This is a genomic window from Haemophilus sp. HMSC61B11, from assembly GCF_001838615.1.
GTDB lineage: Bacteria > Pseudomonadota > Gammaproteobacteria > Enterobacterales > Pasteurellaceae > Haemophilus_D > Haemophilus_D parainfluenzae_AD.
The window spans coordinates 92,842-115,564 of sequence record NZ_KV837955.1; the positions used below are offsets into that span (position 1 = coordinate 92,842).

The 22,723-nt window shown below is 39.3% G+C and carries 28 protein-coding genes; 16 read left to right on the top strand and 12 right to left on the bottom strand.

Annotated features, from left to right (window positions below; genetic code table 11):
- The first annotated feature begins 8 nt into the window (after positions 1 to 8).
- The 8 genes from HMPREF3263_RS01345 (at position 9) to pdxH (ending at position 7,084) form a co-directional block, all read left to right on the top strand.
- Positions 9 to 266 carry an FAD assembly factor SdhE gene (locus HMPREF3263_RS01345; protein WP_005694903.1) on the top strand — a complete coding sequence of 86 codons (258 nt, stop codon included), beginning with the start codon at positions 9 to 11 and terminating at the stop codon, positions 264 to 266.
- Positions 267 to 382: 116 nt separating this feature from the next.
- Entirely contained in the window at positions 383 to 958 is a 576-nt protein-coding gene (gene rpoE, locus HMPREF3263_RS01350) for an RNA polymerase sigma factor RpoE (RefSeq protein WP_005694902.1), read from the top strand.
- Positions 959 to 979: 21 nt separating this feature from the next.
- Positions 980 to 1,561: a sigma-E factor negative regulatory protein gene (locus HMPREF3263_RS01355; protein ID WP_005694899.1), complete on the top strand. Its 582-nt coding sequence runs from the start codon at positions 980 to 982 to the stop codon at positions 1,559 to 1,561.
- 69 nt (positions 1,562 to 1,630) lie between these two features.
- On the top strand, positions 1,631 to 2,575 hold the full coding sequence (gene rseB, locus HMPREF3263_RS01360; RefSeq protein WP_005694898.1) for a sigma-E factor regulatory protein RseB: 945 nt from the start codon (positions 1,631 to 1,633) through the stop codon (positions 2,573 to 2,575).
- A 135-nt stretch (positions 2,576 to 2,710) separates the two neighbouring features.
- Complete coding sequence (gene mobB, locus HMPREF3263_RS01365) at positions 2,711 to 3,220, top strand: molybdopterin-guanine dinucleotide biosynthesis protein MobB (RefSeq protein WP_005694897.1); 510 nt, start codon at positions 2,711 to 2,713, stop codon at positions 3,218 to 3,220.
- Positions 3,199 to 4,605, top strand: coding sequence for an MDR family MFS transporter (locus HMPREF3263_RS01370; RefSeq protein ID WP_049380512.1), 1,407 nt, complete (start codon positions 3,199 to 3,201; stop codon positions 4,603 to 4,605). The genes mobB and HMPREF3263_RS01370 overlap by 22 nt, the downstream gene beginning before the upstream one ends.
- Positions 4,606 to 4,738: 133 nt before the next feature.
- Positions 4,739 to 6,385 (top strand): ABC transporter substrate-binding protein, encoded by a 1,647-nt coding sequence (locus HMPREF3263_RS01375; RefSeq protein WP_070852842.1) that lies wholly within the window; start codon positions 4,739 to 4,741, stop codon positions 6,383 to 6,385.
- Between the two features lie 66 nt (positions 6,386 to 6,451).
- Positions 6,452 to 7,084, top strand: coding sequence for a pyridoxamine 5'-phosphate oxidase (gene pdxH, locus HMPREF3263_RS01380; protein WP_005699188.1), 633 nt, complete (start codon positions 6,452 to 6,454; stop codon positions 7,082 to 7,084).
- A gap of 70 nt (positions 7,085 to 7,154) precedes the next feature.
- Here the strand turns inward: pdxH and HMPREF3263_RS01385 are convergent, their stop codons facing one another.
- The 4 genes from HMPREF3263_RS01385 to HMPREF3263_RS01400 all read right to left on the bottom strand — a co-directional run bounded on the left by HMPREF3263_RS01385 (position 7,155) and on the right by HMPREF3263_RS01400 (position 10,921).
- Positions 7,155 to 7,661 (bottom strand): DUF4760 domain-containing protein, encoded by a 507-nt coding sequence (locus tag HMPREF3263_RS01385; protein ID WP_070852844.1) that lies wholly within the window; start codon positions 7,659 to 7,661, stop codon positions 7,155 to 7,157.
- A gap of 369 nt (positions 7,662 to 8,030) precedes the next feature.
- Positions 8,031 to 9,137, bottom strand: coding sequence for a Gfo/Idh/MocA family protein (locus tag HMPREF3263_RS01390; RefSeq protein WP_070852846.1), 1,107 nt, complete (start codon positions 9,135 to 9,137; stop codon positions 8,031 to 8,033).
- A gap of 10 nt (positions 9,138 to 9,147) precedes the next feature.
- A complete protein-coding gene (locus HMPREF3263_RS01395; RefSeq protein ID WP_070852848.1) occupies positions 9,148 to 10,221 on the bottom strand; it encodes a Gfo/Idh/MocA family protein in 1,074 nt (357 codons plus the stop codon).
- Positions 10,211 to 10,921, bottom strand: a complete 711-nt coding sequence (locus HMPREF3263_RS01400) for a FadR/GntR family transcriptional regulator (RefSeq protein ID WP_005699120.1) — start codon at positions 10,919 to 10,921, stop codon at positions 10,211 to 10,213. The genes HMPREF3263_RS01395 and HMPREF3263_RS01400 overlap by 11 nt, the downstream gene beginning before the upstream one ends.
- A gap of 174 nt (positions 10,922 to 11,095) precedes the next feature.
- Here HMPREF3263_RS01400 and HMPREF3263_RS01405 point away from each other — a divergent pair, with 174 nt between their 5' ends.
- Positions 11,096 to 12,322 carry an MFS transporter gene (locus HMPREF3263_RS01405; RefSeq protein WP_005699192.1) on the top strand — a complete coding sequence of 409 codons (1,227 nt, stop codon included), beginning with the start codon at positions 11,096 to 11,098 and terminating at the stop codon, positions 12,320 to 12,322.
- A gap of 155 nt (positions 12,323 to 12,477) precedes the next feature.
- Positions 12,478 to 13,863 carry an SLC13 family permease gene (locus tag HMPREF3263_RS01410; protein ID WP_005694884.1) on the top strand — a complete coding sequence of 462 codons (1,386 nt, stop codon included), beginning with the start codon at positions 12,478 to 12,480 and terminating at the stop codon, positions 13,861 to 13,863.
- Between the two features lie 70 nt (positions 13,864 to 13,933).
- On the opposite strand, the gene HMPREF3263_RS01415 is transcribed toward HMPREF3263_RS01410, so the two are convergent.
- A complete protein-coding gene (locus HMPREF3263_RS01415) occupies positions 13,934 to 14,155 on the bottom strand; it encodes a SlyX family protein (RefSeq protein ID WP_005699194.1) in 222 nt (73 codons plus the stop codon).
- A 94-nt stretch (positions 14,156 to 14,249) separates the two neighbouring features.
- Between HMPREF3263_RS01415 and fkpA the strand changes: the two genes are divergently transcribed.
- From fkpA to HMPREF3263_RS01440, 5 genes are read left to right on the top strand one after another with little or no spacing between them, the layout of a single operon-like run.
- Entirely contained in the window at positions 14,250 to 14,972 is a 723-nt protein-coding gene (gene fkpA / locus HMPREF3263_RS01420; RefSeq protein ID WP_070852849.1) for an FKBP-type peptidyl-prolyl cis-trans isomerase, read from the top strand.
- Positions 14,973 to 15,031: 59 nt separating this feature from the next.
- Positions 15,032 to 15,697, top strand: coding sequence for a helix-turn-helix transcriptional regulator (locus HMPREF3263_RS01425; protein WP_083304559.1), 666 nt, complete (start codon positions 15,032 to 15,034; stop codon positions 15,695 to 15,697).
- Positions 15,697 to 16,077 (top strand): sulfurtransferase complex subunit TusD, encoded by a 381-nt coding sequence (gene tusD, locus HMPREF3263_RS01430; RefSeq protein ID WP_070852851.1) that lies wholly within the window; start codon positions 15,697 to 15,699, stop codon positions 16,075 to 16,077. The genes HMPREF3263_RS01425 and tusD overlap by 1 nt, the downstream gene beginning before the upstream one ends.
- Entirely contained in the window at positions 16,074 to 16,433 is a 360-nt protein-coding gene (gene tusC, locus HMPREF3263_RS01435; RefSeq protein WP_070852852.1) for a sulfurtransferase complex subunit TusC, read from the top strand. Before tusD ends, tusC begins: the two co-directional genes overlap by 4 nt.
- An 8-nt stretch (positions 16,434 to 16,441) precedes the next feature.
- A complete protein-coding gene (locus HMPREF3263_RS01440) occupies positions 16,442 to 16,729 on the top strand; it encodes a DsrH/TusB family sulfur relay protein (RefSeq protein ID WP_070852854.1) in 288 nt (95 codons plus the stop codon).
- Here the strand turns inward: HMPREF3263_RS01440 and HMPREF3263_RS01445 are convergent.
- Both HMPREF3263_RS01445 and HMPREF3263_RS01450 read right to left on the bottom strand, forming a co-directional pair.
- Entirely contained in the window at positions 16,724 to 17,125 is a 402-nt protein-coding gene (locus HMPREF3263_RS01445; RefSeq protein WP_049366655.1) for a hypothetical protein, read from the bottom strand. The genes HMPREF3263_RS01440 and HMPREF3263_RS01445 overlap by 6 nt on opposite strands.
- Before the next feature lie 67 nt (positions 17,126 to 17,192).
- Positions 17,193 to 17,681 carry a YbaK/prolyl-tRNA synthetase associated domain-containing protein gene (locus HMPREF3263_RS01450; RefSeq protein WP_049366654.1) on the bottom strand — a complete coding sequence of 163 codons (489 nt, stop codon included), beginning with the start codon at positions 17,679 to 17,681 and terminating at the stop codon, positions 17,193 to 17,195.
- A 156-nt stretch (positions 17,682 to 17,837) separates the two neighbouring features.
- Here HMPREF3263_RS01450 and HMPREF3263_RS01455 point away from each other — a divergent pair, with 156 nt between their 5' ends.
- Complete coding sequence (locus HMPREF3263_RS01455; protein WP_070852855.1) at positions 17,838 to 18,236, top strand: pyrimidine dimer DNA glycosylase/endonuclease V; 399 nt, start codon at positions 17,838 to 17,840, stop codon at positions 18,234 to 18,236.
- A gap of 68 nt (positions 18,237 to 18,304) precedes the next feature.
- Here the strand turns inward: HMPREF3263_RS01455 and HMPREF3263_RS01460 are convergent, their stop codons facing one another.
- From HMPREF3263_RS01460 to HMPREF3263_RS01480, 5 genes are all read right to left on the bottom strand, one after another.
- Positions 18,305 to 19,417 carry an ABC transporter substrate-binding protein gene (locus tag HMPREF3263_RS01460; RefSeq protein WP_070852856.1) on the bottom strand — a complete coding sequence of 371 codons (1,113 nt, stop codon included), beginning with the start codon at positions 19,415 to 19,417 and terminating at the stop codon, positions 18,305 to 18,307.
- Positions 19,418 to 19,640: 223 nt separating this feature from the next.
- Positions 19,641 to 20,498, bottom strand: a complete 858-nt coding sequence (locus HMPREF3263_RS01465) for a cysteine ABC transporter substrate-binding protein (RefSeq protein ID WP_014064400.1) — start codon at positions 20,496 to 20,498, stop codon at positions 19,641 to 19,643.
- Entirely contained in the window at positions 20,482 to 21,246 is a 765-nt protein-coding gene (locus HMPREF3263_RS01470; RefSeq protein ID WP_049356852.1) for an amino acid ABC transporter ATP-binding protein, read from the bottom strand. Before HMPREF3263_RS01470 ends, HMPREF3263_RS01465 begins: the two co-directional genes overlap by 17 nt.
- Positions 21,247 to 21,264: 18 nt before the next feature.
- Positions 21,265 to 21,933, bottom strand: a complete 669-nt coding sequence (locus HMPREF3263_RS01475; RefSeq protein WP_005699119.1) for an amino acid ABC transporter permease — start codon at positions 21,931 to 21,933, stop codon at positions 21,265 to 21,267.
- Positions 21,923 to 22,582 carry an amino acid ABC transporter permease gene (locus HMPREF3263_RS01480; protein ID WP_049373711.1) on the bottom strand — a complete coding sequence of 220 codons (660 nt, stop codon included), beginning with the start codon at positions 22,580 to 22,582 and terminating at the stop codon, positions 21,923 to 21,925. The genes HMPREF3263_RS01475 and HMPREF3263_RS01480 overlap by 11 nt, the downstream gene beginning before the upstream one ends.
- Between the last annotated feature and the right edge of the window lie 141 nt (positions 22,583 to 22,723).

Here is a 22,723-nt window from a genome sequence, read left to right on the forward strand (position 1 = left end):
GAGGAATTATGGATAAGTATAATAAACTCCGCATTGAATGGGATTGTCGTCGAGGCATGCTTGAGTTGGATAAAATTATCATGCCTTTTTATAAAGCGCATTTTGACCAACTGACTGATAATAAAAAAGATATTTTTATTCGTTTACTTGCCAGTACGGATTTACAGCTTTTTTCGTGGTTTTTTAATGGCAGTCAATCAGAAGATGCTGAAGTGCAAGCGATGGTTGAATATATCCAGGATGTGCAGAAAACGAACGTTCGTTAATTTTTTGAAATTTTTTATACATAAGGAACTTTTCAATTTTAACTCTGTCTGATAAAGCAACAATAGCTTGCTGTCTTGAATATATGAAGGCGTGTTAGACGTAGCATAGGAGATATATGGCTGAACAGCTAACAGATCAGGCTTTGGTAGAAAGAGTGCAGCAAGGCGATAAAAAAGCCTTTAATTTATTGGTTTCTCGTTATCAAAATAAAGTAGCCGGACTTTTAACCCGCTACATTTCTCATAACGACATTCCAGATGTTGTACAAGAATCCTTTATTAAGGCTTATCGTTCCATTGAATCTTTTCGGGGCGATAGTGCATTCTACACTTGGCTATATCGAATTGCCGTAAATACGGCGAAAAACTACTTAACGGCACAGGGGCGCCGTCCACCGAGCGAAGATATTCTGGCTGAAGATGCCGAAGGCTACGATGTGGGAACCCATTTACGTGATGTAGATACCCCTGAAAATGAAATGTTATCTAGCGAACTTGAAAAAGTGGTATTTGATACTATTCACAGTTTGCCGGAAGATTTAAGAACCGCGATTACTTTGCGTGAGCTTGAAGGTTTAAGTTACGAAGAAATCGCAGAAATAATGGATTGCCCAGTAGGCACTGTACGTTCTCGCATTTTCCGTGCTCGGGAAGTGATTGAGAACAAAATACAACCGCTTATGCAACGTTAAAATAAAGTCGGAGTTTATAAAATGCAAAAAGAGTTACTTTCAGCCTATATGGATGGAGAAGAAGTCAGTGCCGAGTTGACGGAACAACTTTGTCAGGATAAAGATTCACAAGAATCTTGGGCGGCATATCACACCGTAAGAGCAGTAATGCGTAAAGAGTCACCAGTGTTGCTAGGTGCTGATTTTACGGCGAAAATGGCTGATTTAATTGAATTAGAAGAAGTAAAACATGTTGAGATTACTGTTTCTCAACCAACACCGGAGGAAGCCGATAGCTTACCATTCGTGCAAAAATTAAAAGCATTCTTTGCACCAATGACACAAATTGCTGTGGCTGCAGGTGTGTGTTTAGTAGCAGTAGTAGGTGTACAATCATTTAATGCGAAAAACACCTCGGTTACACCTGAAAACCCAGTTTTACAAACCTTGCCATTTAACAGTTCTGTTCAAGAAGTAAGTTACAACGCTCCGACCAAAGATGTAGCCACTTCGGAACAGGTTGAGCAGAAAAATCGCCGTATTGGTACGATGTTGCAAAACTATGAATTACAGCGTCGTATGCATGCAGATAGCTTAAATGTGGGTAGCAACCAAGCGAAATAATTACAGCAATTAATCGATAATTCACCACCTAGGCGTGGTGAATTTTTTTATGGATCAATTGATTTATTTATGAAAAAAACGTTTCTCAAATTAACCGCACTTTTAGGATTATTCTTATTGCCTTTTACGGCATTTGCAGAAGAGCCAATCCAGTCATTAAATAAAATGTCGCAAGCAATGCGGGATTTAAATTATGAGATTGCTTTTGTGCAAACTACGCCAACGAATATGGACTCGTTCCGTTATCGTCATATTAAGCAAGGGCAAAAAGTGTATGCACAATTGGTGACATTAGATGGTGAACAACAAGAAATCATCCAACGCGGTAATTTAGTCAGCTATTTCCAGCCAGGTTCAAGTGCTTTCACAATTAACAGTGGTGAAATTGTGGATGCACTACCTGCAGTAATTCGTACTGATTTTAGTAAGCTTAGTCAGAATTATGATTTTATTAAGCTTGGAAAAGACCGAATTGCAGGACGATTTGTCGATACCATTCGCATTGTGCCAAAAGACGATTTTCGCTATCAATATCTCATTTTCTTAGATGAAGAAAATAGTTTGTTATTGCGTGGTGATATGCTTGATCGCGAAGGTAAGTTGCTTGATCAATTCCGTGTGGTCACGTTATATATCGATAATCGTCTACGAGGTTTAACAGATTACCTTAATAAGGTGTCAGTGCCACCACTTTTAAGTGAAGGGAAACAAGAGTCATCGCTTTCAATCAATTGGAAAACTGATTGGTTACCACAAGGTTTTGATTTAGTTCGACAAAATCAAGATGTGATAGATGGTGAAGTGATTGAAAATGCGTTATTTAGTGATGGTCTTTTCACTTTCACCCTTTATGTCAATAAAGCCGACAGCACCGCTGCAAAAGAAAATACGTGGAAACAAGGGGCTTATACGATTTACAGTGAAGTAATGGGCGATAAAGAAATTACCTTTATCGGACAGCTTCCAATTGCCGCTGCTAAGCGAATTGTGCAAGGTGTAACATTCCTAAAATAATTCACTAGAAGTGAGAAAGTTGCTATTTTGTGTCCCCTTGCTATACTTTCTTCACCTAATGGATTTTGATAGCTAAACCCCGTCCTGCGGGGTTTTGTTTTATCAAGTGCGGTCATTTTTCTTAAGGTTTTTACAATGAATAATCCCTTTCCTCTTCTTGGCATCACTGGTTACAGCGGTAGTGGCAAAACCACATTATTGGAAAAATTACTTCCTCAATTAATCAAAAAAGGTCTACGTGTTTCAGTCATTAAACACAGCCATCACAACGCTCACGTGGATAAAGAGGGCAAAGACAGTTGGCGAATGAAAGAGGCGGGGTCTGCTCAAGTTATTATGGCTTGTGATACTCGTTGGGCATTAATGACAGAAACCCCTCAAGCGCCGGTTTCTTTAGCTTATTTAAGCCAACAATTTGATCGTCATTTAACGGATTTAGTTTTGGTAGAAGGATTTAAACAAGAACCCATTCCAAAGATTCTATTGCATCGACAAGAGATGACAAAACCTTTGCCGGAATTAGATGAAAACGTGTTGGCTTTAGCAACAGATTATTCGCTTGAAACTGACCGCACTTTATTAGATATTAATCACATTGAACAGATCGCTGAGTTTATTTATCAATGGTGGAAAAAGACACAGTAATAGAATGTCAGCATTATAAAGGGCTGGCTTGGGTAGCTTCCATGGCTTTGTTTATGCAAAGCTTGGATGCGACTATTTTAAATACTGCCTTACCCACCATTGCAACAGATCTGCAAACCCCTGTCTTTGAAATGCAAATGGCGATTATCGCCTATTCTCTTGCCGTAGCCTTATTTATTCCTTTAACTGCTTGGGCGGCAGCTAAATTTGGTACGCTTACTGTTTTCCGCTCAGCAGTTTTTACCTTTGTATTCGGTTCAGTCGCTTGTGCGATGGCCACTTCTCTCGAGACCCTTGTGCTTGCACGGATTCTTCAAGGTATTGGCGGTGCGTTTATGATGCCGGTTGCTCGCCTTGCGATTATTCAAACCGTACCGAAAAATCAATTAATTAATGCCTGGAATTTAATGGCGACAGCGGGATTGATTGGCCCGATTCTTGGTCCGATTTTAGGTGGTTGGCTTGTGGTACATACATCATGGCATTGGATTTTCTTAATCAATATTCCGATTGGCATGTTAGGCTTTTGGGCTGCGGCTAAAGTGATGGGCAATCATAAGGGTAATGCGAATAAGTTAGACTGGACGGGCTTTTTGCTCTTTGCGTTTGGTTTAGTTGGGCTCACTCTTGGGCTTGATTTACTCGGAGAAAGTCACCGTGACAATATGACCACATACAGTGCATTGTCGGTTGGTATTGCATTATTGGTCGCCTACTATTTTTATGCGAAAGGTAATGAACGTGCCATTTTGCCGTTATCTCTTTTCAATACAAGAACATTCCGATTAGGCATTGCAGCCAATATCTTTATTCGTCTTTCTGGCTCAGCTGTGCCGTTCTTATTGCCATTAATGTTCCAACTTTCCTTTGGCTATTCAGCTGAAGAGTCAGGCTGGTTGCTTGCACCTATTGCGCTAATGTCCGTCGTATTTAAACGCTTTATTGGGCATATTTTAAATATGCTAGGTTATAAAACCACACTAATTTTATCGTCACTTTTAATGGCAGGCTCGACGGTTTCAATGTCATGGCTTGATACCTCATCATCAACGACATGGATTATATGTAATCTGATGTGGTACGGTGCCTGCATGTCGATGATTTTTACCTCAATTAACACTCTTACCGTTGGCGACCTATCACAGGCACAAAGCGGTGTAGGCTCAACGGTGCTGAGTATTGTGCAACAAGTAGGAATCGGATTTGGTATCGCTGTGGCATCTATTATTTTGACGTTATATCGTCAATTCATGGGTAACGACGATGCATTACAACATGCTTTCAGTTACACGTTTCTGACCACTTCTGTTTTTGCTATTGCATTAGTTTGGATATTGAGTTATTTACGCAAAACAGACGGGGATCATTTGCGAAAAAAACGCTAATATTAAATGCCTTAGTCTAATTTGTTATAAGAAAGATCTTTTTCTTATTTCTTAAAAGTTTGATTTGCTTATATCTTAAGTAAAATTTTATATTCATGTTTGGGTGTTTTGCCCGATTAAAGAAGGAAAACTTATGAAATTAAAAGCGACCTTAACTCTTATTGCAGCTAGTTTGTTTTTAGCAGCTTGTGATCAATCTGGTTCTGCGACAAAAGAAAATGCAAAAGCAGAAACAGCAAAACCTTCAGGTAATAATACATTTGTGTACTGTACAGCGAAGGCACCACTTGGCTTTAGCCCAGCATTAGTAATGGAAGGTACATCTTACAACGCAAGTTCACAACAAGTGTATAACCGTTTGGTTGAATTCAAAAAAGGCTCTACTGATCTTGAGCCAGCCTTGGCTGAAAGCTGGGAGATCAGTGACGATGGTTTAACTTACACATTCCATTTGCGTAAAGGGGTGAAATTCCATACCACAAAAGAATTTACGCCAACACGTGATTTTAATGCGGATGATGTGCTCTTTTCTTTCCAACGTCAGTTAGATCCTAACCACCCTTATCACAATGTATCGAAAGGGACTTATCCGTATTTCAAAGCGATGAAATTCCCAGATTTATTAAAATCAGTTGAGAAAGTGGATGACAACACCGTTCGTATTACCTTGAATAAAAAAGATGCGACTTTCTTAGCAAGCTTGGGTATGGACTTTATCTCTATTTACTCAGCTGAATATGCAGATGCGATGTTGAAAGCAGGCAAACCAGAAACGATTGATAATAAACCTGTGGGCACAGGTCCGTTTATTTTTGTGGATTACAAAACTGACCAAGCAGCACAATATGTGGCGAATGAAACCTATTGGAAAGGTCGCACACCGCTTGATCGTTTAGTGATCAGTATCGTGCCAGATGCCACTACGCGTTATGCGAAGTTACAAGCGGGTTCTTGTGATTTAATTCTCTTCCCAAATGTGGCGGATTTAGCCAAAATGAAAACCGATCCGAAAGTACAGCTTTTGGAACAAAAAGGTTTGAACGTAGCATATATCGCATTCAATACAGAGAAAGCTCCGTTTGATAACGCGAAAGTACGCCAAGCATTGAACTATGCGGTGGACAAAAAAGCGATTATTGAAGCGGTTTATCAAGGTGCAGGTACTGCAGCGAAAAACCCATTGCCGCCAACAATTTGGAGTTATAACGACGAAATCCAAGATTATCCGTATGATCCAGAGAAAGCGAAACAGCTTTTAGCAGAAGCAGGTTATCCAAACGGTTTTGAAACGGACTTCTGGATTCAACCAGTGGTACGTGCGTCTAACCCAAATCCAAAACGTATGGCTGAACTCGTCATGGCAGACTGGGCGAAAGTTGGCGTAAAAGCAAATCCAGTCACATTTGAATGGGCTGATTATCAAAAACGCGCCAAAGCAGGTGAATTAACAGCAGGTATCTTCGGTTGGTCAGGCGATAACGGTGATCCGGATAACTTCCTTTCTCCGTTACTTGCAAGTGCGAATGCGGGAAACTCAAACTTTGCTCGTTTTAAAAATGCAGAATTTGATGCTTTATTAGATAAAGCGATTGGCTTAACCAATAAAGATGAGCGTGCGGCACTTTATAAACAAGCACAAGTGATTTTCCATGAGCAAGCTCCATGGGTTCCGGTTGCACACTCTGTTGGTTTCGCACCACTTAGTCCTCGCGTAAAAGGCTATGTACAAAGCCCATTTGGCTATGATGCGTTTTATGGCGTGAGTGTTGATGGTAAATAATTAACGGACTATACTAGCCCTTGCAGTTGCAAGGGCTTTTTGTTTTCAAGCAAAAGGAGAAAGAAAATGGACTTACATGATATTCGTGAGGATTATTGCAAACAGGCGCTTTCTCAGCATGATTGCGATCCCAATCCAATAAAACAATTTGAAAAATGGCTCAACGAAGCGATTACGGCTAAAGTCAATGAGCCAACAGGTGTGAATGTTGCGACAGTCAATGAAGACGGTCGACCAACAAGTCGAATGGTACTGTTGAAAGAAGTGAACGAACAAGGCTTTGTCTTTTTCACAAATTATCACAGCCGAAAAGGTCGTGCTATAGAACATAATCCGTTTGTCGCCCTGACATTCTTTTGGCCTGAATTAGAACGCTCTGTGCGTATTGAAGGTAAAGCCGAAAAAATCTCGCCTGAACAATCAGATGAATATTTTGCAACTCGCCCTTACACCAGCCGAATTGGCGCTTGGGCCAGCGAGCAAAGTGCGGTCATTTCTAGCCACAAATCTTTATTAGCGAAAGCGGCACTGATTGCAGCAAAACACCCATTAAACGTACCTCGTCCACCACATTGGGGTGGCTATCTTGTGATTCCTGATCGTATCGAATTCTGGCAAGGTCGCCCAAGTCGTTTACATGACCGAATTTGTTATTTATACAATGATGGGAAATGGGAAAGAGAGCGGTTATCGCCATAAACTCCTTAAAAATATGCTAAAAAAACAACCGCACTTTTTGTAAGTGCGGTTGTTTCTATTATAGAAAGACTTAGTTATTTTTCTTTAATGGCTTTTTTTTCCATCTACATGCAAGCCACTCAAATTCTTGATAAAAAGTTTTATTATTTTTTTGTCTTCGGATCTCATGTACAAGAGGACAAAGTCTATCCCACATCTCAGTTATACTAGTGTACTGCATTTGTTTATAAATTTTTTCCTCAAATGCTTTATTTCTAATACTTTGAGCTATGAATTCATAACGGTTAAGCAACATAGTAATATTTTTATAGCATTCAGACTGCTTCTCTTTTTCTTTAAAATAAATGTTTACAAACTCATTCCTTGGGTCATTTGCCATATTGAACACTTCAAATTTGGCATTTCTTAAAGTTTCATCTTGGTTTTCCTGCAATAATACATCAATAGTTGTTCTTTTTCTCGACATCTTACCATTATGGAGAATCGCTAAAACTGCCATAGCGGCAGATAAAACAACGGCTCCTGTTTGAACCCAGAAGCCGTAACTTTCACCTAGAAACTTTATTGTTTCATTCATTAAAAACCATCCCAGCCTTCATGCATATTTAATTTTTTCATTGTTTCCTCCTGTCTACTTAGACTAAAATCGGCTTACCAAAGTTCTATTGATAAGCTTAAATTACTTATGTAATTTCTGTTAAGAACAATGATTACTGTCACTAATCAACCCTTCTCATTTCAACTTGGAAGGTGGTTACATTATAAAATTCATATAAGATAGCTGTCAATTAAAAATTCATAATCAGGTTAAGTTAAATATAGGTTATAAATTTTCACCAGTTATATATAAATTTTTGTAGAAATTTCATTCCAAGAAGTAGATATAAATCTAAAACAACCGCACTTTGATTCCTCAACCAAAGTGCGGTTTATTTTTACGTTATTTTTATTTACCGATGATTTCTGCTAAATCAACTTTGCGGTTTTCGTAACGAGAACGGGTGCATGCATCGGCTGTGGCGATGGCGGCACGAGCGGCTTCACCGGTGAGTAATTTTACAAATTCCTCAGTTGGTTCCATACCATGGAGAATGTCATTTAAATAACGCATTTCTTTTTTCATGATAGAACTCAACCAGAGCGGTGTACGTTTACCTGGTTTACCGTATTGAATCGCACCGTCCATTTCTGTGCTGTTGTAAATACGGGTACGGTCATCATCTTCTTCTTGGGTTTCGTGAATGAGGAAATAGGTGTCTTTTCCATCTACACGAAGGGTACCTTTGGTATTGTACATATCAAGCTTGATCGCGCCTTTTTCCCCTTGAATTAATACATAATGTTCACCCCAACGGAACGCCGAACCCCATTCTAGAACTGCGAAGCGATTATCATCATATTCCATGGTGACAAAAATCATATCGTCTTCATCACCAAAGTTTTCGCCTTTGTGTGCAACATTGGCGGCTGCCATGGTAACAGTTTTTGGCATGCCCCCCATAATGAATTGTACGCAGTCTAATTCGTGAATATGGTGATATAAGTGGCCGCCAGATTTTTCACGGATTTTTTTCCATGAGATAGTCGGTTGTTGTTCTTCCCAGCCGTTACGTGCAGTGTGACAATAAAGCACTTTACCGATCACGCCTTTATTGATTAATTCTTTGGCATGGTGAACACCGTTAAAGAAGTTCATCACATGGCCAGCCATAAAGGTGACGCCATTTTCTTCGCAAGCACGCACCATGTCGTCACAGTCTTGATAACTTAAGGCGATTGGTTTTTCACAGAAAACATGTTTTTTGTTTTTTGCTGCAAGGATGACCGGTTCTTTGTGTAAGTAGTTTGGGGTGGCAACAATCACACAATCCACATCAGGGGAAGTGACTAATTCTTCAAGAGATTTTGCCGCTACGCATTGTAATTCTTGAGCAATAGTTTCACCATTTTCAGGATCATATACTACAGTAATTTGTGCATCATCAAATTCATTCATGAAGCGAGCTAAATCTGCACCAAAATAGCCAACGCCAACAACACCATATCGCATCATAATAAACTCCTTATTTTTTCACTGAGATTTGTTTTTCCGTTACCATGGATTGCTTCGCTGCTTCTGCAACTTCGATGGCTTCAGTTAAACATAGACTTAATGGGCTGGTTTTTCCTTGCGTTAAGTGCTCCACCACACTTTGTACTTCGATTTCAGCCGCTCGGCTTAACCAAAGTTGGCAGGGTGCGTGGGTGACATTATATTGCTGAGTGCCTTTTGCACTTTCGCGTAAAGATAAATCAGCCTCAAATTCATCAAATAAATCAACGTGTTCTATTTTTCCATCTAGATAATTAAATGTGACACTTGAGGTAAAGAAATTGACTTCAATCACACCATTTTCACCATGAATTTGAATGCCCCATTGGTGTAATCGATAAGCAGTGCCCATTTCGAGCGAACCTAACACGCCATTTTCAAAGCGTAGTAACAGTTGCAACACATCACGACTGTCTGGCGTATCGTGATGCGCTTGATTAGCGGCTTGAGCAAAGACCGCCTCAATATCGCCTAATAACCAACAGAGTAAATCCAGTTCGTGAATGAGGTGGAAAAGCTCTCCACCGGTGAGATTCGCATCCAGTTTCCACCATTCTTTATTCGGCAAATTTTCAATCCAACGCTGACGCATGGCTCGTGCGACCGTAATTCTGCCTAATTTTCCTTGTTCTAAAGCCGCTTTGACTTTCAACATGCCTGGTAACGTACGTTCTAAATGGCCTACAAAAATGAATTTGCCTTTTTCTTCGGCAAGACGGCGTAAATGTTGGCCTTGAGAAGAGCTTAATGTAAAAGGCGTTTCAATAAAGACATGACAGCCAGCGTTTAACGCCAAAATAGCCGGAGAATAATGGGCGTAGTTTGGTGTGGCGATGACCACTAAATCAGGTTTGGTTTCAGCCAACATTTCTTCCACACTAAAAAAGGCTTGGCTACCGTATTGCTCTGCAAGTTTTTGTGCAAGAGAAGGGTTGATATCGGTCACCGCAATTAAGTTTGCTTGGGCTTTATCAAATGCGGAAGCCAACTGAACGCCAAAAAAGCCGCAGCCGATTAAGGCAATGTTTAATCCATTAGTTTGCATCATGCCCTCCTTGTTGTAAGCGTTGGCGAATACTTTGGAAATATTGCAAGATCGCGCGTTGCATGCGTACTAAATCATGCGCTTCTACCGCATCAATTAATTCGCGATGCTGCATGGCTGATTTCTCAGGAGAAAGTGTTGGTGGCGGTAAGCCTTTTTCTACTTGCTGATAAATTTGCCAAAACGCATCTAAATATTGAATCAGTAACGGGTTATTTAATGGTTCATACAGTTTTAAATGAATGTGGTATTCATCTTTAGGGGAAAATTTTTGCTCACGGGCATTTTTTTCCATGTTTGCCACTGATTTTTGCAAAAGTGCGGTCTGTTCTTGGCTAATTTTTCCTAAAACCATCGGAGCGAAACCGTATTCCAAAATTTCCCGAATATCCAAAATATTAATCAGCTGATTATGATCATTATGTAAATTCAGCTGGGTGTGAAAGCTTAATCCACGGATCATTGGTACAAGAGAGGATTCACTCACAAAGGTGCCGACGCCATGGCGAATGTCTAAAATGTGTAGCGCCTCTAAAGATTTAATGGCCTCACGCAAACTGGAACGGCTCACGCCAAGCTGTTCAATCAGCTCATTTTCTGTTGGCATCAAATCGCCGGATTTAAGATTTTGTTTGATGATGAGTGATTTGATTTTATCCTGCAAAACGAGACTTGCTTCTTTTTTACTTGTTTTTTTCATTTCTTTTCTCATTTTCTAATCTATTTTCTGAATTTGTGATCCAGCTCTCATTCTCTCTAATTGACATAAGACATCATACGTCTTATCTTTGGTTATGCAAGCAGAAATTAGCAGTGATTTTAAATTCTGTGATCTAAACCACAAAATTCTCAAATACAAGGAAAGGAGGTTGTTATGACAACATCACTACCATGGTATAAAGAAGTCAGTCCTACGCAAAAAAAAGCGTTATTTGCGGCTTGGTTAGGTTATGTTTTTGATGGCTTCGATTATATGCTTATCACTTATGTGCTTTTAGATATTCAAAAAGAATTCGCTATGAGCACCACGGAAACATCTACATTATTACTTGCAGCGTTCGTCGCACGTCCATTAGGTGGGGCGATTTTTGGTAGTTTTGCCGATAAATATGGTCGTCGTTTGGCGATGATTGTTTCCATTATCACGTATTCCGTTGGCACATTCTTGTGCGGTTTATCCACCAGTTATATTTGGCTTTTCATCTTCCGTATGATTATTGGTATGGGGATGGCGGGTGAATATGCTTGTTCTTCCTCTTATGCCATTGAAAGTTGGCCACAACATTTACGTACAAAAGCCAGTGCATTTTTAGTAAGTGGCTTCTCTATTGGTAATATTCTTGCTTCTCAAGTGATCCCTTGGGTGTCTCAAACTTATGGTTGGCGTATGGCTTTCTTCATCGGTTTAGCACCAGTCGCCTTAGTGCTTTACGTTCGTCGCCATGCACCTGAAAGTGAAGAATGGGCACAAGCAAAAGCGGCGGGTAAAGTGAATAAAGTTCCACTTACTGACCTATTCACTAAAAAACAATTACCAATTACCTTAATTATTTTCTTAGTTTGTTATTCAATTTTCTCCGTAAACTGGCCGGTAGTAGGCTTACTTCCACTTTACCTCAAAGAAAACGGCTATGCTGAAAATGTGAAATCACTGATGTTCTGGGCGGGCTTTGGTATCCTTATCGGTACTTTAATTGCTGGCTTTATCGGTGATAAATTGGGTGAGAAGAAAACCTTTGTATATAGCTTATTGTTATCACTTTTCTTCCTCTTCCCAGTATTCTATTTGCCAGAAAATAATGTATTAGCGCTTGGTGCGTTGCTCTTCTTCTTACTTGCAACTAACTTAGGGATTGCCGGTTTAGTACCAAAATATATGGCGACTTTCTTCCCGGCTGAAATGCGAAGTACAGGTATTGGTTTCATCTACAACTTCGCCGCGATTGGCGGTGGTGTGTCTCCTGTGATTGCCGCCGCACTCAGCGAAAGAGTCGGACTTGGTTCAGCCCTTGTGTATGTGACCTTATTCTGGACCATTGTCCTTGTTGCTCTCGTTGGATTAAGATTGCCAGAACGTATTCAAGCTCGCATGCAACAATAAAAAACGAAAGCAAAACAGACCGCACTTTTAGGTGCGGTTTGTTGTTTATACAAAAATAGTTTGAAGCGTGTCACAAATTTGTTAAAAATATGTTTCAATTTTTTCGGTTAAATGCTAATTAATGATCTCCCCTATCGTTTTATAGGAGATTGTATATGCAAACTCAACAAACCTTTCTCTCTAAATATAAAAGTCTTCTTATTCTTTCCTTAGACTTTGTCTTCATGTTGGTATTAATCAAAATACTGCCGTTTTCTTCCCAAGAGAACCGCGGGTTAGCCCTGCTGATTTTTATTGGTATTTTATGGTTAACGGAAGCCTTTAATATTACCGTGACATCCCTTATGGTGCCTGTTGTGGCCATTGGATTAGGCTTGATTAATACACAAAAAGCGCTTGCACCATTCTCTACCCCAATTATTTATATGTTCTTTGGTGGATTTGTAGTGGCTGCGGTGTTACAAATTCAGAATCTAGACAAGATTATTGCGAATTACATTATTCGTTTGGCGAAAGGAAACTTAAAACTTTCTATCACCTATCTGTTTACTGCAACCACATTCCTTTCTATGTGGATTAACAACACCGCCGTAGCAGCGATGATGTTGCCACTCACCATGGGGATGTTAAAAGGTATCAATGCTGAAAAAAATCATCGGTTGTACGCCTTCGTGTTATTAGGCATGGCATTTAGTGCCAGTATTGGTGGTATTGGTACCTTAGTGGGAAGTGCGCCGAATGCGATTTTGGCATCTCAAATTCCAGTGACTTTCACGGAATGGCTAGGTTATGGTTTCCCAGTGATGGTATTGCTTGTACCTTCAATGATTTTTTCTTTATGGGTGATTTTACGTCCAGACTTTTCTGTGGAATTTAATCCATCGCTTGAGAAAGTTAGTTTTAACCGAAAAAATATCATTACCTTACTGATCTTTATCGGCATGGCGATTATGCTGCTTTTCAGTTCTCTTCTAAATCCATGGATTAGCTCTCTTCTTGAATTGCCGAAAAAAATCGAAAACTTTGATACGGTGATTGCGCTATGTGTGGTGATCTTTATTTGTATCTCAGGTGTGGCAAGCTGGAAAGAAATCCAAGAACGTGTTGAATGGGGCGTGCTCGTTTTATTCGGTGGTGGTTTAACACTCAGTATCGTGATGAAAGATTCGGGGGCCAGTAAGATTATGGCGGATAGTATCGTTCAATTTGTACAAACCAAACCACTTTGGGTGCTTTGTTTTGTGATAACCGCATTTATTATTTTCTTAACGGAATTTACATCGAATACCGCTAGTGCTGCATTGATTATGCCAATTGTGATTTCAGTGGCACAATCCATGAATTTACCGCCTATCGCTTTAGCCGCAATTATCGCTTGTGGGGCAAGTTGTGCATTTATGCTACCAATCGCCACACCGCCAAATGCTATTGTATTTGCAACAGGCAATGTGAAACAACTTGATATGGCGAAAGTCGGTTTGATTTTAAATCTATTCTGTATCGCCATTATCGGCAGCATGACTTATTTTGTTTGGTTGTAAATGTGGTTAAAACTGACCGCACTTTATTAGCTTATAAAAGTAAACCGCACGTTAAAGTGCGGTTTGTTGTTTAATAATGCGGAGGCGGCGTTTCTTCTGCTTGGCTGGCAATATTAGAAGGTTGCATATCTTTTAATTTGCCGGCGAGATAGCGGAGTTGAAGTTGAATTTTATCCATATCAAACTGTTGTTGAACTAATGCTTGGTTTAGCTCGTCTAAAAGTTGTTCTTGAAATGCAATTTTCATTTCAAGTTCAGCAATGCGATCTTCTAAAATTTGTTGATTTTGCATAAAATTTCTCTAATTTTTAAAAAAATGTTGTGAATTTGGTCAATCCGATTTAACCTATTCGCTATTCCGTTTCTATTATAAAGGATCAAGCAAAATGTTGAAAATTCAAAAGCTTTCTCTTGCTGCACTTATGGTAAGTGCGGTTGTTTCAGGTTCTGTTTTTGCAGAAGATAAAGCAGCGCCAAGCGCAAGTGATGCGTCTTATGCTGTAGGTGCATTAATGGGTAACCAAGTAAAAGATTTAGTGGATGCTCAAAAAGAAGTCATTCAATACGACAATGCGCGTATTTTAGATGGCTTAAAAGATGCATTAGAAGGTAAAGTTGATGTTCGTAAAGACGAAAAAATTCAAAAAACCTTAGATGGCATTCAAGAGCAATTAGTGTCTGCGGCGAAAGCAAAAGTAGAACAACAAGCGAAAGCTGCAAAAGAAGAAGGCGATAAATACCGCGCTGAATTTGCGAAAAAAGATGGTGTGAAAAGCACCAAAGATGGCTTACTTTACAAAATCACTGAAGCGGGTAAAGGCGAGGCGATTAAAGCAACAGATATCGTAAAAGTACATTACACTGGTAAATTACCGGATGGTAAAGTATTTGATAGCTCTGTTGAACGTGGTCAACCGGTTGAGTTTAAATTAAACCAAGTGATTAAAGGTTGGACTGAAGGTCTTCAGTTAGTGAAGAAAGGCGGTAAAATTGAATTAGTGATTCCACCTGAATTAGCTTATGGCAAACAAGGTGCAGGCGATGCAATTCCACCTGATGCAACACTTTACTTCGATGTTGAAGTATTAGACGTTAATCCTAAAAAATAATCCTTAATTCGACCGCGCTTTGTCCAAAGTGCGGTCATTTTCCCTACCAGATTTGAAAAATGATACTAACCGATAGACAACCTTTCACTGATGAAGATCGTGCTATTTTGATTTCCTATAAAGCGGTAGTTGATGGCGTGAGTGCGTTGATTGGCAAACATTGTGAAATCGTCTTACACTCTTTGGAAGATATTGAACATTCCGCCATTTGTATCGCCAATGGGCATAATACTAATCGCCAAGTGGGTTCCCCGATTACGGATTTAGCCCTGAAATCCTTGCGTAATATGCAAAGTGAAAGTGTGTCTAAGCCTTATTTTACGCGTGCGAAAGGCAATGTGTTGATGAAGTCTGTCACCATTGCGATTCGAAATGGCAAACAACGTATTATTGGTTTACTTTGTATCAATATTAATTTGGATGTGCCGGTTTCTCAATTTATGCAGGCCTTTATGCCAACGCAGGAACAAAATGAAACCTCTTCCGTCAATTTTGCAAGTTCAGTGGAAGAATTGGTGGCCCAAACGGTAGAGAAAACCATTGAAGAAGTGAATGCAGATCGCTCGGTTTCAAACAATAATAAGAACCGTCAGATTGTGATTTCACTTTACGAAAAAGGCATTTTTGATATTAAAGATGCGATCAATTTAGTGGCCGATCGCCTCGCGATTTCTCGCCACACCGTGTATTTATATATTCGTCAAATCAAACAAGAGCAAGAGTAATGAACTATGTTCTCGCTGTGAAAAGTCCCATTTATGGAAAACAAGGGGCTTTTCTTGCCTATCAATTTGCCCAAGCTTTACTCGAAAAAGGGCATGTCATTAGCCAAATTTTCTTTTTCCAAGACGGTGTGAGTAATGGCAATGGCTTGGTTTATCCTGCCAATGATGAATTTAATCTCACACAAGCTTGGCAAGCCTTTTCAGCGCAGCATCATATTCCTTTGCATTTATGTGTAGCTGCTTCACAACGTCGTGGCGTAGTGGATGCGCTTACTGCAAAAGATACGGATCATACGAATCTGGCAGAAGGTTTTGAGATTACAGGCTTAGGCGAGTTTATGGCGATGGCATTAAAAGCAGATCGGGTGGTGACATTATGAAGCTTGCATTCTTATTTCGTACCGCACCGCATGGAAACGCGATTTCTCGTGAAGGTTTAGATGCTTTGCTCGCGGCAACAGCATTTTGTGATGAAGAGGAAATCGGTGTCTTTTTTATTGATGATGGCGTATTAAATTTACTCGATGGGCAAAATCCTGAGTTATTGTTACAAAAAGATTTTATTCGTACCTTTAAATTATTAGATTTATACGATATTGAACAGCGCTTTGTCTGTGCCACTTCACTCGACCAATACAATTTGCAAACAGAACAACTCATTATTTCTGCTGAAAAAATTGACCGCACTTCGCTGATCAATAAACTTAGCCAAGCCGAAAAAGTGTTTACGTTTTAAGGAATATTATGCTTTATACCTTTTCTCAAGCTCATTATTCTGAGACAGACCTTCAACGTTATTTGACTGAAATCACAGAAAATGATGCGGTGGTTTTATGGCAAGATGGTGTGTTGCTAGCGGTAAAGTACGGAGAAATGTTTACTCAATGCAAAGGACAATGTTTTGTGCTGGAACAAGATGTTTTAGCCCGAAATTTAACCGCACTTTTGCCAGAAAACAATAGAGTGCGGTCAATTTTATTAACAGATTTGGTGGATTTAACTGCTCAATATTCGCCTCAAATCGCCTTATAGCGGGCGTTCTTTCGGTAACAAGAGCGGTAATACCATAACAGAATAAAGCGCCAAACCTGCGGCCATTAAGCAGGTAATTTCTAATCCTCCAGCACGTAACCATTCGCCAAATCCCATATCATTTACTAGCGTTGCATAAAAGATCCCCGCTACGACGGTATAACAAAATCCAATTAATACCGAAATTAATGCGATGGCTTTTACGTGATAACTCGCATAACGGTGAAATGCTGCCCAAAGTGTAATGAGAAAAGTCGGTACTGCAGCCACGATAAAGACGGTAACCGCTGAAGGCTGAAATCCATCGGCATCATTGTTTGCGAACATTAGGCCAATAGTGCCGATAATTTGAATAATCAACGGTAAAAGAATAAATGCTTTAAGATATTTTTTCATGAGATGTCCAGTTAATAGAAAAACGGAAGCATTGTATCAATCAAATGAAAGACAACCAATCTTTTCCCTATTCGGTTTTTATTACATCCACTAATGTGGGTTGAACGATTGAGGCGTAATCTTGTGTGTTAAGAATAATGGAGCGTTCTAATATACCTGCATTAAATGCCAATTCATCATAACGAGAAAGTAAGCTAGGATCAGCAATTAATAACAAATCAGGATGAAAGCTAAAAGGCGGAATTGCACCAAATACACAGTCAGTTAGGGTGTCTACTTCTGCTGGACTAGCAAGTGATGCTTTCGTGCCACCCAAATAGGCCGCTACTTTGCTTAAATCAGATTGTTGATCAGCTGGTAATATAACTAATACTGCTTGTTTTACGCCATTCCCTTTTACTTTGCATACCAAGGCTTTTGCCCCTTGCCCTAATTCTGTACCCCGGATTTTAGCTACTTCTTCTGATTTTCCTGCTGTGGGATGTTCAACCACACGATAGCGTGCTTGATGCTTATCTAAAAGCGCGGTCAATTTTTCAAATGTTTTTACAGACATGAGTGATTCCTTCAATAGCAATGTTTAATCAGTTTAGCAAGGATTGATGTATGTGAAAATCACAGAAAAATAATTAATCTTTTGAGTCGTATTTATTATGAGATAGACAAATACCTTTATGCCCCGTACTATGTTTCTTTTTCTTTGGTATCGATTATGACTCGAATTAATCTTGTTCCGCCTGAGGAGCTTTGTGATCAACATCTTTTAGCTGAGCATCGTGAATTAACCCGTATTCCTAACGCCGTGGCGAAAGGTAAATTTCATTTGAAAGGACAGCCTGCAGAATATAAGTTAGGTGAAGGGCATGTGCGCTTTTTCTTTAATAAATTGGCGTTTTTAAAGAAACGGTATGATGCATTGCATGCGGAATGTAAAGCCCGAGGCTTTAACGTGCAGTATATTTGGAATGAAACATTACCCGATGACCCAAGTTTATGGTTGGACTATGAGGCCACAGAGGCTGCATTGCAGATTAATCGGGAACGTATTCAGGAACGAATGCCATTAAAGGCGAGATTTACACCACATCTTTCAAAGAGCGGTCAAAAATAAAGGAGTTTTCACTTATGAAAGGCAGTGAGAATATAAAAAAGGTGAGCATCGCTCACCTTATGAATTGTTTAATCTTTCAATTTAATAAAAAACGTACCACTAGGTATGATAGGCAAATAGTTTTTATGGAAATCCATAAAGGTTTTTTGTGGGTCTATGTCTTCAAAAAGTTTTGGGTAAAGTGCTTTTGCCATAAATTGAGCGGCTGCTAGATCACTTAGTGAGCGAGAAGCCGTATGATAAATACCGTAAACACGGTGGTTTTTAACTGCAGGTAAATCTTGCCACCCTGCACGGGTTAAGAAACCTTTTAGGCGTTTTTGTGCATCCTGTTCATTGATGTTTATTCCCATCGCCATCATTTCATCGTTAGTTTCATGCCCCATTTCTGTGCCAGAAATCATAATCACTTCAGGTTGTGCGGCAAGAAGTTGTTCTGGATTAATTGGTCCCCAATTTTCGACAAAAGGCGCGCTTACGTTATCCCCGCCAACAGTTTCAGCAATAGCACCCCACATATTTTTACCAAAGGTAAAGCTATATTCACTAGGACCTTTATTGCCAAATTCTACATAGATTTTAGGTTTAGGTAGGTTAGCCTCTTTTACACGTTTTTGAATATCAGTAATGCCTTGAGCATATTCATCTGCAATTTTATTTGCTCGTTCTTCGGTACCTGCAAGTTGCCCAAAAATCTTTGCGCTTTGGGTGTGTCGTTCTACACTTTGAGCATTAAAATCGACAACAATAATTGGAACGCCAGCTTGTTCTAACTTTGGTAGTTCGGAACCAATAGTTTGATATTGCCATTCTGCAAGAATCAATACATCAGGTTTTAATGCCAAGGTTTTTTCGGTTGAGAAAGTTCCTGTATTTACATTACCAATATCAGCAATATTTTTGAGTTTAGGCATTTTTTCAGAAAACAATGCCCAACTTCCTGGATTAAATTTTTCCCAAAATTCACGTGAGATACCTTTAACATATTTAAAATTTTCAACACCCGTAACAGCAATGTAATCAGGATAGTAAAAGCCTAACACGGCATTTTTTACGGGCACATCAACGTTAACTTCTCGTCCTAATACATCTTTGATTGTTTTTATTTCTGCTTGAGTAGTGATACCAAAAGTCAGTAATAGAACGGCCAAAATTAAACGAATTGTTGATTTTTTTTGCATATAAACTCCTGTCTGAATAAAAAATCAGAATATTGCCATAAATAAGAATCATTATCAAATTTAGATGTTATAAAGTGATAATACAAGAAATGCTGTTGAAGGGTAAAATAGGCATATATCTAGAAAAAACATATTTCGCATTTAAAATTGGAAGTGCGGTCAAAACTTAGTAAGTTTTCACTTCTCCTTGAGTTGGACTAAAGGAGAAGTGAATGGGGTTAAATTATTTATATTCAACCACGATATCGCTTTCGCTGACGGTATCACCATAAACTGGCAATAAGGTTTTTTCATAAGCTTGTTTTAAACGCCCATCTTTGCCTAAGGTTTGGATTTCGTTATTTAACCAATTTAACAATTCAGGTGCATCTTTGCGAACAGCTGGTGCAATAACATCTTGATCGCCAAAGTTTTTTACGCCCACGGTATAACCTGGATTTTGTTTTGCCCAAGCGAATAAGAAGGTATTGTCATTAGATAATGCATCACCACGGCCATCACGTAAGGCTTCAAAGGTTTCGGTATTTTGTTCGAATTTCAATAACTTCACATCTGGATAGTTTTTGGTGAAGAAAATATCAGCAGTAGTGCCTTTATCCACGATCAAGGTTTTGCCTTTTAATTGTTCAAGATCAGTAATGACTGAGCCATCTTTTGATACGACACCGAGTGCCACTTTCATATATGGATTCGCAAAATCTACCACTTCTTTACGAGCTGGTGTTACAGTGAAGTTGGCGAGAATGATATCAACTTTCTTAGAAAGTAAGTATTCAGCACGGTTTGCGGCATCCACTAAAACAAATTCCACTTTGTTTTCGTCACCTAATAAATCTTTACCGATCGCTTTACCAATTTCGACATCAAAGCCTTGGCTTTTACCTTGCGCATCTACATAACCAAATGGTGGTTTATCGCTAAATACACCAATGCGCACTTTGCCATCTTTTTGTATTTGCTCAAGGCTTGAAACCGTTTTTGCTCCGTCTTTAGCCGGTTCTTTATCATTACACGCGGTTAAGCCAAATGCTAATGTAGCTGTGGCGAAAAGTGCGGTCAATGTTTTAAATGTTTTCTTCATAGTTTGTCCCTCTCGGTTCATAATTTAAGATATTTAAGAATGTTTTCGCACGATCCGTGGTTGGATTCGTGAAGAAATCTTCTGGTTTTGCCTGTTCAATGATTTGCCCTTTATCCATAAACACGATGCGATTAGCCACTTGACGGGCAAAGTTCATTTCATGGGTAACGATGAGCATCGTCATGCCATCTTTGGCAAGACCTAAAATTACATCAAGTACTTCACGTACCATTTCAGGGTCAAGGGCTGCAGTGACTTCATCGAACAGAATAATTTCAGGGTTCATGCAAAGTGAACGAACAATGGCAATTCGCTGTTTTTGTCCACCGGATAATTCACGTGGATAGGCATTTTTTCGGTCATATAAACCTACGCGTTTAAGTAACTCATCGGCTTGTTTTTCAGCTTCAGCGCGATCGCGTTTTTGTACTTTTAAAGGGCCAAGTAAAATATTGTCAATCACTGATAAATGAGCGAATAGTTCATAACTTTGGAATACCATCCCAATGCGTTGGCGCGCTTTGACCCAAGGAATGTCTTTGCCTAATTCGCCTGCATTTTGTAGCAAAATCTGACCGCGCTTTATTTCCTCTAGCCCATTTAGGCAGCGTAAAAAAGTACTTTTACCACAACCCGATGGACCTAAAATAACGACAACTTCTCCTTTCTCTATAGAAAGATTGATGCCTTTGAGTGCTTCTACATCACCGTAATTTTTGACGAGGTTTTTAATTTCTAATAACGCCATGTGTTTTCCTAATAAAAATTAACTTTCCCAACGGGTTTCTAAATAACGGGAAAATAAGGATAGCGGGTAACAAATCACAAAATATAAACCGAAAATGACACCGTAAATCCAAAGCGCCGCCGATTGATTACTAAATAATGAATGCTCGATAATTTGTTGACCGACTTTAATCACTTCGACTACACCAATTAACATCGCCAAAGAGCTGGTTTTTACCATGCGAGTAAAGAGGTTAATAGCACTTGGTGTCACACGTTTTAAACTTTGCGGAAGTAAAATATACACAAAGGTTTGAAACGGCGTTAAACCTAAAGCGTAGGCGGATTCCACTTGATGTTTTTCAATGGAAGTTAATGCACCACGCACTAAATCGCCCATTTCTGCTGTTCCCCAGAAAATAAACACCAAAATACATACAGAAATGCCATCTAAGTGAATATCAAACCATTTTGCTAAACCGAAATAAGCGAGAAAAAGTAACGCTAATAATGGAATGATGCGTACAAATTCTAAATAAAAGCGACAAATGGCTTTGATAATGGGATTTCTGCTTGTCATGATTACGCCAAAAATCACACCTAAAATACAGGCGAAGAAGACAGAAACGAATGCAATTTCAGCCGTTACCCATAAACCGTTGAGCAAGCGTTCAATGTTGCTGCCTTGGAATAATAACTCAAGCCCCATATTTTGCTCTCCGAGTACGGCGTTCTAAGTAACTGATGAAAAGAGACATCGGTAATAGAATGATCAAATAAAACACCACTAATAAAAATAAGGCTTCATTGGTTTTGTAATCGAGCCCGATGACTTCTTTTGCGACAAACATGAGTTCAGCAACAGCAACGGCACTGATCACTGAGGTTTCTTTCATTAAGAATAAGCAATTTGCGCCAATTGCAGGTGTCGCAATCGCAAAGGCTTGTGGGAAAATGACATAGCGAAAAGCTTGATAAGGAGTTAGGCCGATACTTAAGGCTGATTCAATTTGTCCTTTTGATACCGCTTCCAAACCACCACGAAAGGCTTCTGCCATATAGCTTCCACCTAAAAATGCCAGGCCGATAATGCCGCAAGTAAAACCATCTAATTTCAGGCCAATTTTAGACAGCCCAAAATAGAGAAAAAATACTTGAATTAATAAAGGCGTATTACGAGAAAGCTCAATATAGCCTTTTACTAGCCAAGTTAATGATTTGACTTTGTAGGTGGTAATCACCGCACAAATCACACCAATCACCAGCGACAATAAAATGCCCCAAAAGGCGAGATGAAGCGTCATCAGCGTGGCATGAATAAAACGTGGTGTGACACTTAAAATATAATCCCAATTCATTTTTCATGATTTAATCGTTTGCGTGGCGATATAGTAAAAAATTTTTAATCGGTGAGAAAAGAATGGAAATTTATTACTTATAAAGAAATGTAATAAGAAGTGGGTTTTAAATAAAATAAGTGGCGGTGGGGAATGAAAAAA